The following is a 15,714-nucleotide window of genomic DNA, read 5'->3' on the forward strand; positions in this document are numbered from 1 at the left end:
ATCGCATTCGAAGCCACCACGCAGGACGACGCCGAAGTCCTTGTCCTGATGCGGATTGCGTCGATGCAAGAAAGTCTTGAGCGCATTGGTCGCTTTGATCCGCAAAGGGCGCGCGTCAGATTTCTCGCCACGTTTGAACCAGCATTGTGCAGCTTCATCGTCAGTGATGGTCAACGGGCAGGCTTTCTTCAGATCAGGCGAAAAGCTGATCACTTGTTCCTGGAGCATCTGTACGTCATGCCAGAACATCAAGGCAAAGGCCTTGGCTCGGCAGCCTTGTGTTCCGTTCTCGACAATGCCGCCCAGGAAGGACTCCCGATCCGTCTGGGCGCATTGCGCGGCAGTGACTCGAATCGCTTTTATCAACGTCATGGATTTGTGCGAGTCGACGAAAGCGAGTGGGATATCAATTACATTCGCGAAGCTGTTCGGTGGCCCAAACCATGAAAGCATCCATCCTCACCGAGGGTGCCGTGAACGATGGGGAAGATCACGTCGACATGCCCCAGCAGCTACTGGCAGTGGCCTGTACGGTTAGTTCGTTAGTTCAAATTCGGATGCCAGAAGTCCCTGGCCAAGGCGCTGTGACGAGTCATAGCCCGCTATGGCGAGGAACAGCAACGCAGGATAGGGGCTTGTGGCGCCGAAGTTGACTAACAGAACTAACCACACAGGCCACTAGACTTGCCTGGCACCACGGCGAGCTCGCGGTTCGACTGGTTGAGGGCGATCAGCGCCGGGTTTTCCTGGTTGATCAGGTAGTTCGAGGTGTCATTCAGGTGCCAGCTTCCTTGCTTGTCGATGCCGATCAGCATCGGCTCGAAGCGCGAGCGGTCCAGCGCGTCGACGATGTTCTTCACCGACTGCAGCGAAACCTCATGTTCTGCCGAGCGGCCACCAAAAATAACCCGACCCGCAACTTGCTCATCATCCAGCCTCATTTTGAAAATACGGTTTCTTGACCCGGCAATCGCATCCAGCAAAAGACTCAGGCCTGTGCCAAGCGCATATGAATCAGCGCCACCCGCGCGCCTTTTTTGTCTTTGCGCTCTTCGATGGCGTAAGGCGTAAACCCGAGTTTGGGATAGAACAGCAGTCCTGCAAGGTTCTGGTGGAAGCAAGACAGCGTCACCTCCTTGGCGCGGTGCTTGGTCAGCGCAATCTCGATCATGTGCTTGATGAGGTGCCCGCCAATCCCGCCCGCACGCATTTCGGGATCGACGATGACATTGCCGATGGTGCAGGCTCCCCCGGTTTCCCAACGGTAGAAGTTGGCGAAACCGACCACTTGCCCGTCCTGCTCAATCACCGTCGAATCTGATCGCTGGGCAATCGAGTTGCGCAGTTGCTCATGGGTCAACGGCCAGGTGGCCGCGGGAAAGAAGAAAAACAACTCCTCCTCGTTCCGGGCAAAGCTGCAAATCCGTGGGACGTCCTGTTCCTCTACCGGTCGGTAGCCAAATTTCATTTTTTAGTCTCCTGACATTTTGCGTGTGTCGTCGCGGTTATTCGCTGCGATCCTGCTCTTCAGCGATTGAGCTGCAAACGCACTCAACCCGACTGCTGACAAAGAGCCTGGCCACGCTTCAATACCCGCAACGACAACGGACCGGCGTGCCTCAGATGTAGTAGCTTCATCGAACAAACCATCCTTGTGTTGTTGTGGTGAAGTCATGGCGCCATGGGTAACCGCGCTCGTTTGGGTATTTCTACTCGAATTCAGACGTATGGACCAACAGCCGTTTTAGAAGGCTCTGCACCTTAAAACAACCTCTTCCCCGCGATTGTCGGCTCCGGCCTCTAACGAGGAAGTTGGCAGCTATGCTGAAATTACGGGTCATCTCCGGCTTCTGCGGGGGCCTGACTACGTTCTCGGCACAAACCCCAGGCTTGATCCAGGAAGGGAGACTCAGCAGGCAACGGGCGCCATGTTGCTCCACGTCGCGGGCTCGCTGGCGATGATCGCTGGGGGCCTTCTTTCGTTCCAACTGTTAAGCGCACGCTAAGGGAGATTGATCATGAGCGGTTTCCTGGTGATTTTCTTTACTCAGCAGAGTCGTCGCTACCACGGCAAAATGCTGGGTGACTGGATCGTCGATTTAGCGAAAGAAATGGGGCTGCGCGGAGCCACACTGGCAACCGCCATCGAGGGTTTTGGGCATACGGGCCGCCTGCATTCCGCGCACTTTTTTGAGCTGGCCGACCAGCCCACCGAGATTCGGCTGGCGATTACCGAAGATGAGTGCGTGCGCTTGTTTGAGCGCCTGGAGACCGAGGACTTTTCCTTGTTCTACACCAAGACCCCGATTGAGTTTGGAACGGTCGGCAAAAAAGCCGAGAAGTCCTCTCACCCATCCGAATGACCGCGCAATGAGAAGAAGGCACCTTGAAAAAAGCCTTCGGGTCCGATGAAGACAGCCGGTTCGCAGTGCGTTACCGTATTTTCGTTGCGCACACAGAGCAAGGACCGCCCCCCATGGGCAAACACAACAGCCACACCGACTGGCTCCACCGCGCGCCCCGCACCAGTGGCCTGGAGCGCATCGAAGCGTACTTCTCGGGTTACGGGTATGACCTGCACCGTCACGACACCTATGCGATAGGCCGCACGCTTGCTGGCGTGCAAAGCTTTCAGTATCGCGGCGCGTGGCGTCATAGCCTGCCGGGCGGGACCATGGTGCTGCACCCGGATGAAGTCCACGACGGCGAGGCGGGCACCGAGGATGGTTTCAAGTACCGGATGATGTACATCGAGCCGGCGCTGATTCAGCAGGTGCTCGGTGGCAAGCCTTTGCCCTTTATCAAGACTGGCCTGTCTGACGACCCACGGCTATACGCGGTAACCAATGTGTTGCTGCAGAGCCTGGACTGCCCCCTTGATCCACTGGAAGAACAGGACGCGCTGTTCGACCTGGCGAATGCCTTGAGTGCCGTGTCAGGCGTGACAGCGCCCCGTCAGAGCTTCGACTACCTGGCGGCAGAACGGGCTCGGGAATTCATGCACGGCGCACTGGATCGCACCGTGACACTGGAGGAACTGGCCGAGCACAGCGGCCGGGATCGCTGGGGCCTGTCGCGGGACTTTCGCCTGCTGTTCGGTACCAGCCCTTACCGCTACCTGACCATGCGCCGCCTGGATCTGGTCCGCTCATTGCTGATGCAGGGCCAGCCACTGGTCAGCGCGGCACTGATCGCCGGTTTCACCGATCAAAGCCACATGACCCGACAGTTCAGCAAAACCTACGGCCTGTCGCCAGCGCGCTGGTTGAAAATGCACGGACGCTGATGGCTGCACAATCGTACAAGAAACACGCTGCCGCCTTGGCTATCGTGGGTTCACGATCAGTCAGCGGACAAACCTCATGAACCATTATCGAAGTCTGAACTTTGCGCAAAAACTCAACCTGTTCAGCGAGCAATGGACGCCCAAGGTCATCGCCGAAATGAACGACTACCAATTCAAGGTGGTGAAGCTGCAAGGGGACTTCATCTGGCATGACCACGCCGATACTGACGAGACCTTCATCGTGCTCGAAGGTCAACTGCGCATCGACTTTCGCGACGGCCAGGTGTCTGTCTCCCAGGGTGAGATGTTTGTCGTGCCCAAAGGCGTCGAGCACAAACCCTTTGCCGAGTATGAGGTCAAGCTGCTGCTGATCGAGCCCAAGGGAGTGCTGAACACCGGGCACGAAGGTGGCGAACGGACAGCAGTGAGTGATGTGTGGATCTGAAACCACTGGATGTGACCGGGGCTGTTTTAATCAGCCCCTCTCCAACCATCAGCAGTGTTCCCCTATCGTCACCAATCCAGCCTGCAATCGGCTGCGCAGTCGCGACGCTAACGCCGCGCCCACCAAGGCAATCACCGCACTGGCACCTATCGCCAGCTCGATCCCTCTCGCCAGCGTTGCATTGCCCTCGCCGCTCAATCCGGTGTTGGCCAAAGAAACCAACAGCGCCAATCCCAGAGCGCCACCGATCTGCTGACTGGTAGAGGCCATACCTGCCGCAACACCTTGTTCACCCGGCGCGATACCTTGCCCCGCAGACACCCACATGGCGGTCCAGGTCATGCCCTGGCCAATGCTGAGGATGATGATCCCGGGCAGTAACCGCCAATAGCCCGCGCCGTCAGGCAGCGCGAAATACACCTGCGCAATTCCGACAGCGCCAGCCAGCAAGCCGCTGACCAGAGTAGTGCGCAGCCCCAGTTTCAACAGCGAACGTTCGGCCAACCATATGCCCAGGGTGCAGAGCAGGGTCGGCAGCAGGAACGCCAACCCGGACTGCAACACGCTGTAGCCGTAAACCTGTTGGTAGTACAGCGTCAAAAAGTAGTACTGCACGCCGAAGCTGCTCATGAATATGGCCGTGAGCAGCATCGCCATGCGCAACTCGCTATAGCTGAACAGGCGCAGCGGCATCAATGGGTCGTGGCCTTTGTGCTCGATCCAGACGAACAGCCCCAGCAACGCGACCGCCAACGCCATACAACCGAGGGTAGCGGGGGCCGTCCAGCCCCACTCCGGGCCCTGAACGATGGCGAACACCAACAGCGTACCGCCGACAGTAACGGTCAATGCACCACTTAGGTCGAAGTGGCGCCCGCGTTGCCGTTCTCCATCGGCCGGTATCCAGCGCCGTGCCGCCAAGGCACAGGCTCCAGCCAACGGGACATTGACCAGAAACACCGCTTCCCAGCCCCACCACTGAGTCAACACACCACCCAACAACGCGCCCAGGGCCAGACCTGCCGCCGAAGCGCCGCTCCATATCGCGAAGGCACGGTTACGCGCCGGCCCTTCTGCATAGTGGGTGTTGATCAACGCCAACGTCGCCGGGAACAACATCGCCCCGCCCACGCCCTGTACCGCTCGTGCCAATACCAACAGCAATGCGCTGCCACCCAACCCGCCGGCCAGCGACGCCAACGCATACAGCACTTGTCCCACCACGTAGAAGCGGCGCTTGCCCAACAGATCAGCCGCGCGCCCGCCCAACAGCAGGAAACCACCGAAGGCCACGCTGTAAGCGCTGACCACCCACTGCAATTGCTGCGCGGAAAAACCCAGATGGCTGCCGATCTCAGGCAACGCAACAAACACTATGGTCGCGTCCAGGGCGATGATCAGCTGCGCAGCGGCCAGCAGCAAAAGCATCCAGCCTGAGGGCTTGGGTAAACGGTTGGAGGGCATCTTTGCGCGTCCTTTCCAGAAATGAAGAGGCGCCAGTGTCTTTGATGCCGATTAAATGATAAATACCAATCCAGCTCTTTCAGTGATGACTTTAATCATGGATCTAAACGCCGTCCGCTTGCTGGTCCGGGTCGCAGAGACTCGCAGTTTTACCCGCGCCGCCGGTGATCTGGGGCTCACGCAATCAGGTCTGTCCCGAGCCATCTCGCGGCTGGAAAGCGAGCTGGGTGTGCGCTTGCTGCAACGCAATACCCGCAGCGTCAGCCTCACGCCAGACGGCCAGGTGCTCTATGAACGCAGCGCACCACTGCTCGCCGAACTTGCTGAAGCCGAGAAGCTGCTGCTGGACCGTCGTTGCTCGCCGTCCGGGTTGCTGAAGATCAGCACTCCCTCGTTGTTCGGGCGCAAAGTGGTGATGCCGGTCATCGGCGAATTGACTCAGCGTTACCCCGACCTGTGCATCGAGGCGGTGATGTCCGACCGCTTGGTGGACATCGTCGATGAGGGCTTCGATGCGGTACTGCGCACCGGAGAAATCCAGGACCAGCGCTTGATCGCCCGCCCAATGCAACCGTTACGCTGGGTCACAGTGGCATCACCGGATTACCTCGCACGCCATGGCACGCCACAAACGGTCGACGATCTACAACAGCACAACTGCCTGAGCGTGCGCAATCTGCGCAGTGGCCGTTTGGTGGACTGGCAGTTCATGCTGGACCGCAAAGTGCGCGACATAAGCGTCAGTAGCCGGCTGATCTTCGATATCGGCGACGCCTTGGTGGATGCTGTGCTCGGCGGCTACGGTATTGCCCAACTGATGACGTTCGCCGTCAAGGACGCGATAGGTGATGGCCGCCTGGTACCGCTGCTGGAGGACTATGCCGGCCGCAGCCGTGCACTTTCTCTGGTCTACCCGCCGTCACGGCAATACTCGCCGAAGCTGATGGCATTTGCCGATGCATTGGGGCAAGCCCGTTGGTGAGCCAAGCCTGAAATGATCTCGCCTTGAGCTTGTGTCAAGATGAAATGCCGTGGTCTTTTCAAATGCCCCAGGACCTCCCGACCAACGAATAAGGACATTCATTGAACGACTTCCCCAGGCTCGAAACTGATCGCCTGTTTATGCGTGAAATCGTCATGAGCGACGCGCCGATGCTGCTTGATATGCACGGTGATGCTGAAGCCATGAAGTAGTTCGGAATCGACCCCGCCTGGATCAGAACCACTGTGTTCAATCCTGCAACGTCTTCCCATCCACAGGGTCGCCAATCTTCAGAAAATGCCCGCCTGCGACATGGTGCAGGGTGCGTAGCGCATCCTGCCCTTCGAAGTGCCAGCGGCCGTCGCTGAAGACTCGCTCGTCTGCCTGGGCGGATATCACCTCGGCCAGGAACAGATCGTACTGTTGATGGTTGTGGGGCTCCGGCAACAGCCGGCATTCCAGCCAGGCGACGCAACCTTCCAGCATCGGCGCTTCGACGATATCGCTGGCAAAAGTTTGCAGGCCATAGGTCTGGAATTTATCGCGACCTTCGCCCTGAGACAGTTCGAGCCCGGAGGTCGAACCTACGGTCTGCACGATATCGGCCTGAGCGGCGCAAGGAACGTTGAGTACGAAGGTGCCCGAGGCTTCGAGCAGTTGTCGGGTCCAGGTGGATTTATCGAGGACCACGGCAACTTTCGGCGGTTCGAAATCCAGCGGCATGGCCCAAGCGGCGGCCATGATATTGCGCTGCCCGGCGTGGGCAGCGCTGACCAGTACGGTCGGTCCGTGGTTGAGCAGACGGTAGGCTTTGGACAAGGGAACCGGACGACGGTGGGAAACGCTCATGGCTGTCTGCTCCTGAGAAAAGAGCCGATTGTAACGGTATACGGCAGGCGTGGATTACGAGCTTGAATCCGATTGCCGATCGTGAGATGAAAGCCCCCTCGCACAATGGATTGAGGCGCTGACGTCATGCCAATACTGAATATCGCAGCCCCCCACGAAAACGACGCAGATGAATTGCTCGGGTTCGAACTCGGCAACCGGGCGTTTTTCGAGAGCTGGATCAATGCCCGACCTGCGGACTATTACTCTCGGGAAGGCGTGGCGAGAGCAATCGAAACAGCAGCTCAGGACGCCGCTCAAGACCTCGCGTACCAATTTCTTGTTCGCGAGAATGACATTCTCGTGGGACGACTCAATCTGACCCAAATCAAGCGGCCGCATTTTCAGTCAGCGGCGCTGGGATACCGGATTGGCTCCAAATACACCGGACGCGGTCTCGCTAAAGAAGCGGTTCGTCTGGGATTGGAAATCGCCTTTGATGAGCTGTCGCTGATGCGGGTCGAGGCAACGGCCCGACCGCAAAACGCTGGATCGATCCGAGTCCTTGAGGTCAGTGGCTTCAAGCAGTTTGGCCACTCGCGCAAGAGTTTTCTGCTGCACGGCGAATGGTTTGACCTGCTGCACTATGAAATTCACCGGAAAGACTAAGCGCTTCCCGGAAAGCAAAAAGCCGGGTCTCGTCTGACACATGGCATGAGATTGCCGGCCGTTACGCGGTCCGTAGCAGCTGGCGGAGCCTGCTGCTACAGGGATAGCCCACTCTTCACAGTTCCGCGTAAAGCATTTACGCCGACAGTTGATTCGCAAACTGCCCCACCGCACTGACCACTTTCTGCGCACCGTCCTGAATCTCGACAATCACCGTGCCCGCTTCGGCGGCCAGCGCCAGGCCTTGTTCGGCCTGGAGTTTGCCATCGCTCATCAAGGCCACGGCGTCACGAGCCATGTCCTGGTTCTGGCGCACCACCCCGACGATTTCGTCGGTGGCTTTGCTGGTACGCGAGGCCAGCTGTCGAACCTCGTCCGCGACCACCGCGAAACCCCGACCTTGCTCGCCGGCACGGGCCGCCTCGATCGCGGCGTTGAGCGCCAGCAAGTTGGTCTGCTCGGCGATGCCGCTGATGGTTTTGACGATGGTGCCAATCACCAGTGATTGCTCATTCAGCGCTTCGATACCTTCGCCGGCCTGTTGCATATGCCTGGCCAGATCGCGCATCACATTCACTGCCTGAGTGACCACCGTGGTGCCGCGCTGGGCGCAGCTGTCGGTCTGCAACGAAGTGCTGTAGGCGATATTCGCGGCTTCGGCGACGGCTTGTTCCCGATTCACCTGATCAGTGATCACCGTGGCAAATTTGACGACTTTGTAGAGTTTGTCATTAGCATCGGTCACCGGGTTATAGGAGGCCTCCAGCCAGACCACTCGACCATGGCTGTCGATGCGTTTGAAGCGGTCGGCAACAAACTCGCCTGCATTCAAGCGTTTCCAGAACCCCTGATATGCCTCGCTGTTGTATTCCTCCGGCGCGCAGAACGTACGGTGATGTTTACCTTGGATCTGCGCCAGGCTGTAACCCATGCCGTTGAGAAACCGGTCGTTGGCCGTCAGCACGTTACCGCTCATATCGAACTCAATCACCGCCGTTGAACGCACCAACGCACCGATCAGGTTTTCGTGCTCACGGGAAGCTTCAATGGTGCGGGTCAGGTCGCTGGCGTAAATCGAAAAATTCTTTATCCGCCCGTCCGAGCCTCTGACAGGCTGCACGATCGAGCGCAGCCAGGCTTCCTCGCCGTTGCCTCTGAGCAAGCGAACCGCCCCGGCAAAGTGCTCACCGCGGGTCAGCGCGGCCTTGAAACGATGGTGAAATTCATCCGTTTTCACATGGGCCGGGACGATGTCTTCGATGTGCCGCCCGAGCAAATCACTGCTCTTATAGAGCATCTCGGCAATGAAATTCTGATTGGCTGATTGAACCCGTCCATCGGGGTCAAGGTTGATGACGAGCATCTCGCTCTCCAGGCTTTCTTTCACTTGTACAAGGCTGGAGAGTTCTTCGCGAAGAGCCGACAGCTCCTGCTTCAAGCGTTTGTTGAACATGGGAAAATTTACCGATGGGCAGGGTTAAGAGCGGCATTCAGCCAAGCCATCGGCCACGCAAAACTTTTCTGAAGAGCGGCTCGAGGTTGCTCTGCAAAAATAGTGGCAGTTTGCCGCGTCGGCTGCGAAGCCCGTGTGGAAGCGGGCTTGCCCGTGAATGACGTTTCTAAATGCCAGAAACCACCGCGCCACAATTAACCCGCTGCACACGCGAACCGAAATACGCCGCGCTAGCCATTCCGAGCGCGCCCATCACTGCGCAATAAATCACGCACACCCATGGGCTCCAGGGCATCAAACCGATCAACAACAGCGGAGTGATACTTGCCCACAGCGCATAGGCGATGTTGTAGGTGAAGGAGATCCCGGAGACGCGGATCCGCGCCGGAAACAGGCTGACCATCACCGACGGCACCGCGCCGACCACCCCGCAACTCAGGCCGGCGATAGCGTAGGCGACGCCGATCCAGCTGCCACCGGCGATCAGACAGGTATAAAGCACGCCAATGCCCAGCGGCAGTAGCAGGCTGTAGAGCATCACCGTGCGCCAGGCACCGATGCGGTCGACGATCAGCCCGGCCAGAACACAGCCGATGTTCAGGAAAACGATGCCCAGGCTGCTCAGGGCAAAGGTATGGCTGGCAGTCATGCCGAAGGTTTTTTGCATCATGGTCGGGGTAATCACCACAAACACCACCACCGCCGAGGTCAAGACGCAGGTCAGGATCATCGCCGGCAGCATGGCCTTACGATGGTTACGCAGCACGGTACGCAGCGGCAGTTCGGCGTCGGATTCGCGGCGGGCCTGCATAGCCATGAACACGGGTGTCTCGCTCAACCAGCGACGCAACCAAACGCCCACCACGCCAAACACCCCGCCCAGTAGAAATGGATAGCGCCAGGCGTAATCGAGGATTTCTGTCGGGGAGTAGACCTGCGCCAGAAACGTCGCGGTCAGCGCTCCGATGAGATAACCGAAAGTCAGCCCGGCCTGCAGAAAACCCAAGGCATAGCCGCGATGGCCGACCGGTGCATGCTCGGCGACAAACACCCAGGCGCTCGGCACCTCACCGCCCACCGCCGCGCCTTGCAGCACCCTCAGCGCCAGCAACAGCAACGGTGCGAAATAGCCGATCTGGGCGTAGGTCGGCATGATCCCGATCAGCAGACACGGCAGTGCCATCAGTAAAATGCTCAGGCTGAAAACCCGCTTGCGCCCCAGCTGATCGGCGAAATGCGCCATCAGAATCCCACCCAGCGGTCGCGCCAGATATCCGGTGACGAAGATCCCGAAGCTTTGCAGCAAGCGCAGCCATTCTGGCATTTGCGGTGGGAAAAACAGCTGGCTGAGGGTCAGCGCGAAAAATACGAAAATGATGAAATCGTAAATTTCCAGCGCGCCACCGAGGGCCGCCAGCCCTAGGGTTTTGTAGTCAGACCGGGAGAACGGCGCCGGTCGTAAATCGGTAATGGCAGTCATAAAACAAACCCTGAATAGGCAAAACCACGGCGCCAATGGTCTACGCAAAAGCCCTCAGGAACAACCCGACCAGGTCACTGGGTTGGTTTTTAGCGATTTTCTGTGCATTGAATTCAACCGGGCGAAACCAATATTCGGGCACTTTCCAACCCACAGCACAATCAGGAAAGTCGCCATAGGCAGGCTCGCATGAATGTCAAAGCCGGGATCCCCCCCACATAAAGCACGTCAATCAGACAAAGGTCGTTGCAAAAAACCCAAATAGCTTCGGCAACAAAAGTTGGATTGATCTACTGTTCGCTCACGACCAAAAGAGCCACTGCTGCTCTGCGGACACCACAATAAACATAAAAATCCTTGAGGTATTTTCATGGCCGCTGATATCGAAGATAGCCGCTATGCCCGCTTTGCCCTGCATTGCTCAAGCTTTGCCGAGCGCTGGTTTCCTGACTCATGGGTGTTTGCTGCGCTGGCAGTCATCATTGTCTCTGTGGCGACCATGACCATCGGCGCCAAACCGACCGAGGCCGCCATGGCCTTCGGCGACGGATTCTGGAGCCTGATTCCGTTCACTATGCAAATGGCCTTTGTGGTCATCGGCGGCTACGTGGTTGCCAGTTCGCCGCCAGCGGTGAAGCTGATCGATCGTCTGGCGAACATCCCGAAGAACGGCCGTTCCGCCGTGGCCTGGGTGGCGCTGATTTCCATGGTCGCATCGCTGTTGAATTGGGGCCTGTCGCTGGTGTTTGGCGGATTGCTGGTTCGCGCACTGGCCCGTCGCACCGATTTACACATGGACTACCGCGCCGCGGGTGCCGCAGCCTATCTGGGGCTGGGCGCAGTCTGGGCACTGGGGCTTTCTTCATCCGCCGCGCAGTTGCAAGCCAACCCCGCCAGCCTGCCGCCGTCGATTCTGTCGATCACAGGTGTGATTCCGTTCACCCAAACCATTTTTCTCTGGCAGTCCGGCGTGTTGCTGCTGGCGTTGATCGTGGTCTCGCTGACCATCGCCTACGCCACCGCGCCCGGCCCGGCTACCGCCCGGGATGCCAAGGCTTGCGGTGTCGACCCGGGTTTCAGCATCCCTGAACCGCAACCACGCACACGCCCTGGCGAATGGCTGGAATACAGTCCGGTGCTGACGATTTTGCTGGTGCTGTTGGCGCTAGGCTGGCTGTTCCATGAGTTTTCGACCAAACCTGCAATCAGTGCGATCTCCGGTCTGAACACCTACAACTTCCTGTTTCTGATGCTCGGCGCACTCCTGCACTGGCGTCCGCGCAGCTTCCTCGATGCGGTGGCCCGGGCAGTACCCACCACCACCGGCGTGCTGATCCAGTTTCCGCTTTACGGCTCCATCGCCGCGCTGATGACCGTGGTCAAAGGCTCCGACGGCCAAGCCCTGGCGCACCATATCTCGACCTTCTTCGTACAGATCGCCTCCCACGATACCTACGCCCTGCTGATGGGCGTGTATTCGGCGGTGCTGGGCTTCTTCATCCCCTCAGGCGGCGGTAAATGGATCATCGAAGCGCCTTATGTCATGCAAGTCGCCAACGACCTGAAGTACCACCTGGGCTGGGCCGTGCAGATCTATAACGCTGCCGAAGCGTTGCCAAACCTGATCAACCCGTTCTACATGCTGCCACTGCTGGGCGTGCTCGGGATGAAGGCACGAGACTTGATCGGCTTTTCGTTTGTGCAGTTGCTGGTACACGCACCTCTGGTGCTGTTTCTGCTGTGGGCACTTGGGACGACGCTGACGCATGTGCCGCCGATGATGCCGTAGGTCAATCGAGACCGCTTCGCGACCTTTCGCGGGCTTGCCCGCGAAGGCGTATCTGCAATCAACCTGAAAGCTAATGAAACATCTGCGAAACCAAAAGTTCCGCTGTTTCATCCAGACTGCCCCCTGACCTAGAGCCCCCGTGTAGCCTTTCGGTCATGTTTCATTGCTACCTTTCGACCGAAAAACTTTGTAACTATTTAACGAACCAGCGAGCAAAACCGAATGACTGACGAAAAAGAAGGCAACGGCGCGCAATCTCTTGAAGTGGACAACCCCACCGACACCAGCCGCCGTCGCTTCCTTGGCGGCGTTGCGGTTTTAGGTGTCGGCGCGACGCTGAGCGCCTGCGGCAGCAATGGCGATGAGGGAGGTAAACCTGCCGAGCGTCCGCTGTCGCCTGCCGAGTTGGACAAGGCACTGCACGATCAGGTGAAAACCGTGGTAGTGATCTATGCCGAGAACCGCAGTTTCAACAATTTGTTCGGCGACTTTCCCGGTGTGGAAAAGCCACTGTCATCACTCAAACCTGCCGATTATCAGCAACACGACCGTGACGGCAGTCTGCTGGAAACTTTGCCACCGGCCTGGGGCGGAGTGCTGCAAATCGGCCCGCAAACCCTCGATGGTGTGACTTACCCAAACGAAACCCAATTTCAGGAACACCTGCCCAATGCCCCGTTCGCCCTCAAAGGCCCGAACGGTGAGGATTTGCCATTCGGACTGGTCACCCGCGACCTGTGGCATGTGTTCTATCAAAATCAGATGCAGATCAACGGTGGCAAGAACGACCGTTTCGTCGCCTGGGCTGACTCCGGTGGCTTGACCATGGGGCATTACGCCCAAAGCCGGTATTCATTGCGTTTGTGGGATGTGGCCAAAGAGTTTGTGCTCTGCGACAACTTTTTCCAGGGCGCTTTCGGCGGTTCATTTCTCAACCATCAGTATCTGATCAGCGCCACCGTGCCGTTTTATCCGGACGCCGCCAACTCGGTGGCCAAAGCGCAGATCGCCTCATTGCAGAGCGATGACCCGCTGGACACTCGCCTCAAGCCATTGGAGAAATCACCGGCCAGCGCCATGACCGGCCCGCCGCAGTTCGGCCCCAGCGCTCTGACGCCCGACGGCTACGCGGTCAATACCCTGGCTCCGCCGTATTGGCCGACATGGATCCGCGATCCCGAACGCCCTGAATACTCCAAACCCGACTTGCCCAATGTCCTGGTCCCGCAGACTCACGAGCACATCGGCGACAAACTCTCAAAGAACAACATCGACTGGGCCTGGTACGCCGGTGCCTGGCAAGCGACTCTGGATGCGTACAAGGACTCGGGCGGTATTCCGAAGATTCCGAACTTTCAGTACCACCATCAGCCGTTCAACTATTTCAAACGACAGGGTCCGGAGAATCCCGGAGAGCGCAGCAAGCGCTTGCGGGACGCTGGCCTGGGCGATGAATCAGGCACCAACAAATTCTTCGCCGATGCCGAGGCAGGAAAACTGCCGGCCGTGAGTTTCTATAAACCTCAGGGCAATCTGAACATGCACGCCGGTTACGCCGATGTCGCATCCGGCGACCGGCACATTGTCCGCGCCCTGAAGGTGCTGCGCGAAAGTCCGCAATGGAAAAACATGGTGGTCGTGGTCACAGTCGACGAAAACGGCGGTTGGTGGGATCACGTTGCCCCTCCACAAGGTGATCGTTGGGGCCCTGGAACGCGGGTGCCAGCGCTGGTGGTCTCGCCGTTCGCCCGTAAAGGCACGGTGGATCATGCGGTCTATGACACCGCTTCGATTCTGCGGTTGATTACTCGGGTATTTCAGCTGGAGAAACTCGACGGGCTCAAGCAGCGAGATGAGGCGATGGTAGCCCGCGGGCAGAAGCCAATGGGCGATTTGAGCAATGCGTTGCACTTTGCGGTTTGATTGAAACCTGGCATTTGACCGCTCCAGACCCGTTTTGTGAGCGGTCGCCAGCATCTTGAAAAAAGATTCTCCCACCTACTTCTTTGTCACCCGTTACTGCTCCAGTATGGACGTCCGCCCCGTACAAACGGGGTCTTTGCTGACAAGGAGCCAAGCATGTTGAAAGTCGCTGGACTCGCCCTGACCCTCACCGCCCTCACCTTGAGTGCAACCGTACACGCCAACGCCGACCTGAAGCTGGGCAGCACCGAGCGTGTCACCCGACTGTTCGCCTACCCCAACAACTGCGATGTGATTTGTTTCCGTAACTGGACGCTTGAGCAGACCGTCGAGCACTACCTGACCCAAAGCGTGCAACGCGATGGCTACAGCGCGGCGAAAGTCAGCGTCAAAACCGACAACGATCAGCTTTATGCGGCGATCAGCGGTGTGCCTGCCGGTTATGAGAAACCTCTTGCGGCGCTGCTCAATGCCGGAGATTTGGCCTACAACGGCGCAAGCAAACTGAATGCCGACGGCAAGTGGGCTTATAGTTGGTATCTGTTCCTGCCGCTGGGAATGGCGCTGGAGAACCGCAAGAGTGTCGAGTTGCTGCACTTCCCGCCGGACTACTCGCTGACCCAGGCGCAGGACTATCTGGAATCCAAGACCACCGATCGCTGGGCCACGTTGTTGACGGCCAACGACATTCCCGCCGAACAGACGCCGGGCTACCAGACCATCATCGACATCGCGCCGATTGCAGCGCCCTCCACCGCTGGCAAGGACCTGGAAGGCGTCTACGACTACTTCAAGGACTACCAGATCACCATGGTCAAGGAAGTCAGCCTGAACGCCAGTGGCGCAGCCTTGCCAATGGTTGCCTTCGGCGCACCGGTGCGTAACTGGATCAAGCAGCAATATGGTGCGACCGTAAGTGTGCTGGGCCTGGCAGAGATCAGCCCGACCGAAGGCGTGAAGGTGCCGGTTCTAGGCTCCAATCACCCAAGCTATATCTGGTATGCGGCAGACCCTGCGACTTATAACGGCGATGAAGCCAAGGCAGATGCCGCCGGCTTGAAAGTCATGGGGCAGGACTTGAGTGCCGCGTGCTGGCAGGCCGGGATGGGCAGCAAACCAGGAAGTAATCCGGATGCGCAGTTGAAAAGCTGTACGCAAACCTGGCAAGTCACCCAGAAAGAAAAAACCTGTGAGTTGTTCTACACCTCAATCCGCAATCTGACACCCGAACAAGCTCAGGCCAAATGCTCTACAACCCCAATCAAATCTCAGCTGGACCAGCTGAAAGCCCCCGCACCGGCGCCTTCGGTGGCCACCTCGCACCTGTAAATCCAGCCGCCTATCCTGCGTCAGACGTTGCTGACGCAGGATAGAGCACTGGCACAGACTCTTTTG

At 58.4% G+C, this 15,714-nt stretch carries 14 protein-coding genes and 3 pseudogenes; 10 read left to right on the plus strand and 7 right to left on the minus strand.

Annotated features, from left to right (window positions below; translation table 11 throughout):
- Window positions 1-63 precede the first annotated feature (63 nt).
- Entirely contained in the window at window positions 64-447 is a 384-nt protein-coding gene (locus AC07VR_RS10710) for a GNAT family N-acetyltransferase (RefSeq protein ID WP_495011230.1), read from the plus strand.
- Window positions 448-680: 233 nt separating this feature from the next.
- Here the strand turns inward: AC07VR_RS10710 and AC07VR_RS10715 are convergent.
- Window positions 681-928: pseudogene (locus AC07VR_RS10715) on the minus strand (D-alanine--D-alanine ligase A); the annotation flags it as partial.
- Window positions 929-988: 60 nt separating this feature from the next.
- A complete protein-coding gene (locus tag AC07VR_RS10720) occupies window positions 989-1,468 on the minus strand; it encodes a GNAT family N-acetyltransferase (RefSeq protein ID WP_495011212.1) in 480 nt (159 codons plus the stop codon).
- 359 nt (window positions 1,469-1,827) lie between these two features.
- Here AC07VR_RS10720 and AC07VR_RS10725 point away from each other — a divergent pair.
- The 4 genes and pseudogenes from AC07VR_RS10725 to AC07VR_RS10740 form a co-directional block, all read left to right on the plus strand.
- Window positions 1,828-2,006 (plus strand): annotated as a pseudogene (locus AC07VR_RS10725) (CrcB family protein); the annotation flags it as partial.
- A gap of 12 nt (window positions 2,007-2,018) precedes the next feature.
- Window positions 2,019-2,363, plus strand: a complete 345-nt coding sequence (locus AC07VR_RS10730; RefSeq protein WP_495011213.1) for a DUF190 domain-containing protein — start codon at window positions 2,019-2,021, stop codon at window positions 2,361-2,363.
- Between the two features lie 113 nt (window positions 2,364-2,476).
- On the plus strand, window positions 2,477-3,286 hold the full coding sequence (locus tag AC07VR_RS10735) for an AraC family transcriptional regulator (RefSeq protein ID WP_495011214.1): 810 nt from the start codon (window positions 2,477-2,479) through the stop codon (window positions 3,284-3,286).
- 76 nt (window positions 3,287-3,362) lie between these two features.
- Complete coding sequence (locus AC07VR_RS10740) at window positions 3,363-3,731, plus strand: cupin domain-containing protein (RefSeq protein ID WP_495011215.1); 369 nt, start codon at window positions 3,363-3,365, stop codon at window positions 3,729-3,731.
- A gap of 48 nt (window positions 3,732-3,779) precedes the next feature.
- Here the strand turns inward: AC07VR_RS10740 and AC07VR_RS10745 are convergent, their stop codons facing one another.
- Window positions 3,780-5,159, minus strand: a complete 1,380-nt coding sequence (locus tag AC07VR_RS10745) for an MFS transporter (RefSeq protein ID WP_495011231.1) — start codon at window positions 5,157-5,159, stop codon at window positions 3,780-3,782.
- Between the two features lie 133 nt (window positions 5,160-5,292).
- Here AC07VR_RS10745 and AC07VR_RS10750 point away from each other — a divergent pair, with 133 nt between their 5' ends.
- Window positions 5,293-6,177: a LysR family transcriptional regulator gene (locus AC07VR_RS10750; RefSeq protein WP_494991757.1), complete on the plus strand. Its 885-nt coding sequence runs from the start codon at window positions 5,293-5,295 to the stop codon at window positions 6,175-6,177.
- Window positions 6,178-6,426: 249 nt separating this feature from the next.
- Here AC07VR_RS10750 and AC07VR_RS10755 read toward each other — a convergent pair whose 3' ends face one another.
- The gene (locus tag AC07VR_RS10755; protein ID WP_494991756.1) at window positions 6,427-7,026 is read right to left on the minus strand and encodes a flavin reductase family protein; all 600 of its coding nucleotides are present in this window, start codon (window positions 7,024-7,026) and stop codon (window positions 6,427-6,429) included.
- A gap of 126 nt (window positions 7,027-7,152) precedes the next feature.
- Here AC07VR_RS10755 and AC07VR_RS10760 point away from each other — a divergent pair, with 126 nt between their 5' ends.
- Window positions 7,153-7,674 (plus strand): GNAT family N-acetyltransferase, encoded by a 522-nt coding sequence (locus AC07VR_RS10760; protein ID WP_495011216.1) that lies wholly within the window; start codon window positions 7,153-7,155, stop codon window positions 7,672-7,674.
- A 136-nt stretch (window positions 7,675-7,810) separates the two neighbouring features.
- On the opposite strand, the gene AC07VR_RS10765 is transcribed toward AC07VR_RS10760, so the two are convergent.
- From AC07VR_RS10765 to AC07VR_RS10775, 3 genes and pseudogenes are all read right to left on the minus strand, one after another.
- Complete coding sequence (locus AC07VR_RS10765) at window positions 7,811-8,242, minus strand: methyl-accepting chemotaxis protein (protein ID WP_419117797.1); 432 nt, start codon at window positions 8,240-8,242, stop codon at window positions 7,811-7,813.
- A gap of 156 nt (window positions 8,243-8,398) precedes the next feature.
- Window positions 8,399-9,127 (minus strand): annotated as a pseudogene (locus tag AC07VR_RS10770) (PAS domain-containing protein); the annotation flags it as partial.
- Window positions 9,128-9,293: 166 nt separating this feature from the next.
- Window positions 9,294-10,607 (minus strand): MFS transporter, encoded by a 1,314-nt coding sequence (locus AC07VR_RS10775; protein WP_495011217.1) that lies wholly within the window; start codon window positions 10,605-10,607, stop codon window positions 9,294-9,296.
- 370 nt (window positions 10,608-10,977) lie between these two features.
- Between AC07VR_RS10775 and AC07VR_RS10780 the strand changes: the two genes are divergently transcribed.
- The 3 genes from AC07VR_RS10780 to AC07VR_RS10790 all read left to right on the plus strand — a co-directional run bounded on the left by AC07VR_RS10780 (window position 10,978) and on the right by AC07VR_RS10790 (window position 15,648).
- Window positions 10,978-12,396 carry a short-chain fatty acid transporter gene (locus AC07VR_RS10780; protein ID WP_495011218.1) on the plus strand — a complete coding sequence of 473 codons (1,419 nt, stop codon included), beginning with the start codon at window positions 10,978-10,980 and terminating at the stop codon, window positions 12,394-12,396.
- Between the two features lie 222 nt (window positions 12,397-12,618).
- Window positions 12,619-14,319 (plus strand): acid phosphatase, encoded by a 1,701-nt coding sequence (locus tag AC07VR_RS10785; protein WP_495011219.1) that lies wholly within the window; start codon window positions 12,619-12,621, stop codon window positions 14,317-14,319.
- 156 nt (window positions 14,320-14,475) lie between these two features.
- Complete coding sequence (locus tag AC07VR_RS10790; protein WP_495011220.1) at window positions 14,476-15,648, plus strand: hypothetical protein; 1,173 nt, start codon at window positions 14,476-14,478, stop codon at window positions 15,646-15,648.
- Window positions 15,649-15,714: the final 66 nt, after the last annotated feature.

The sequence above is a fragment of the Pseudomonas sp. GW821-FHT02H09 genome, assembly GCF_059421425.1.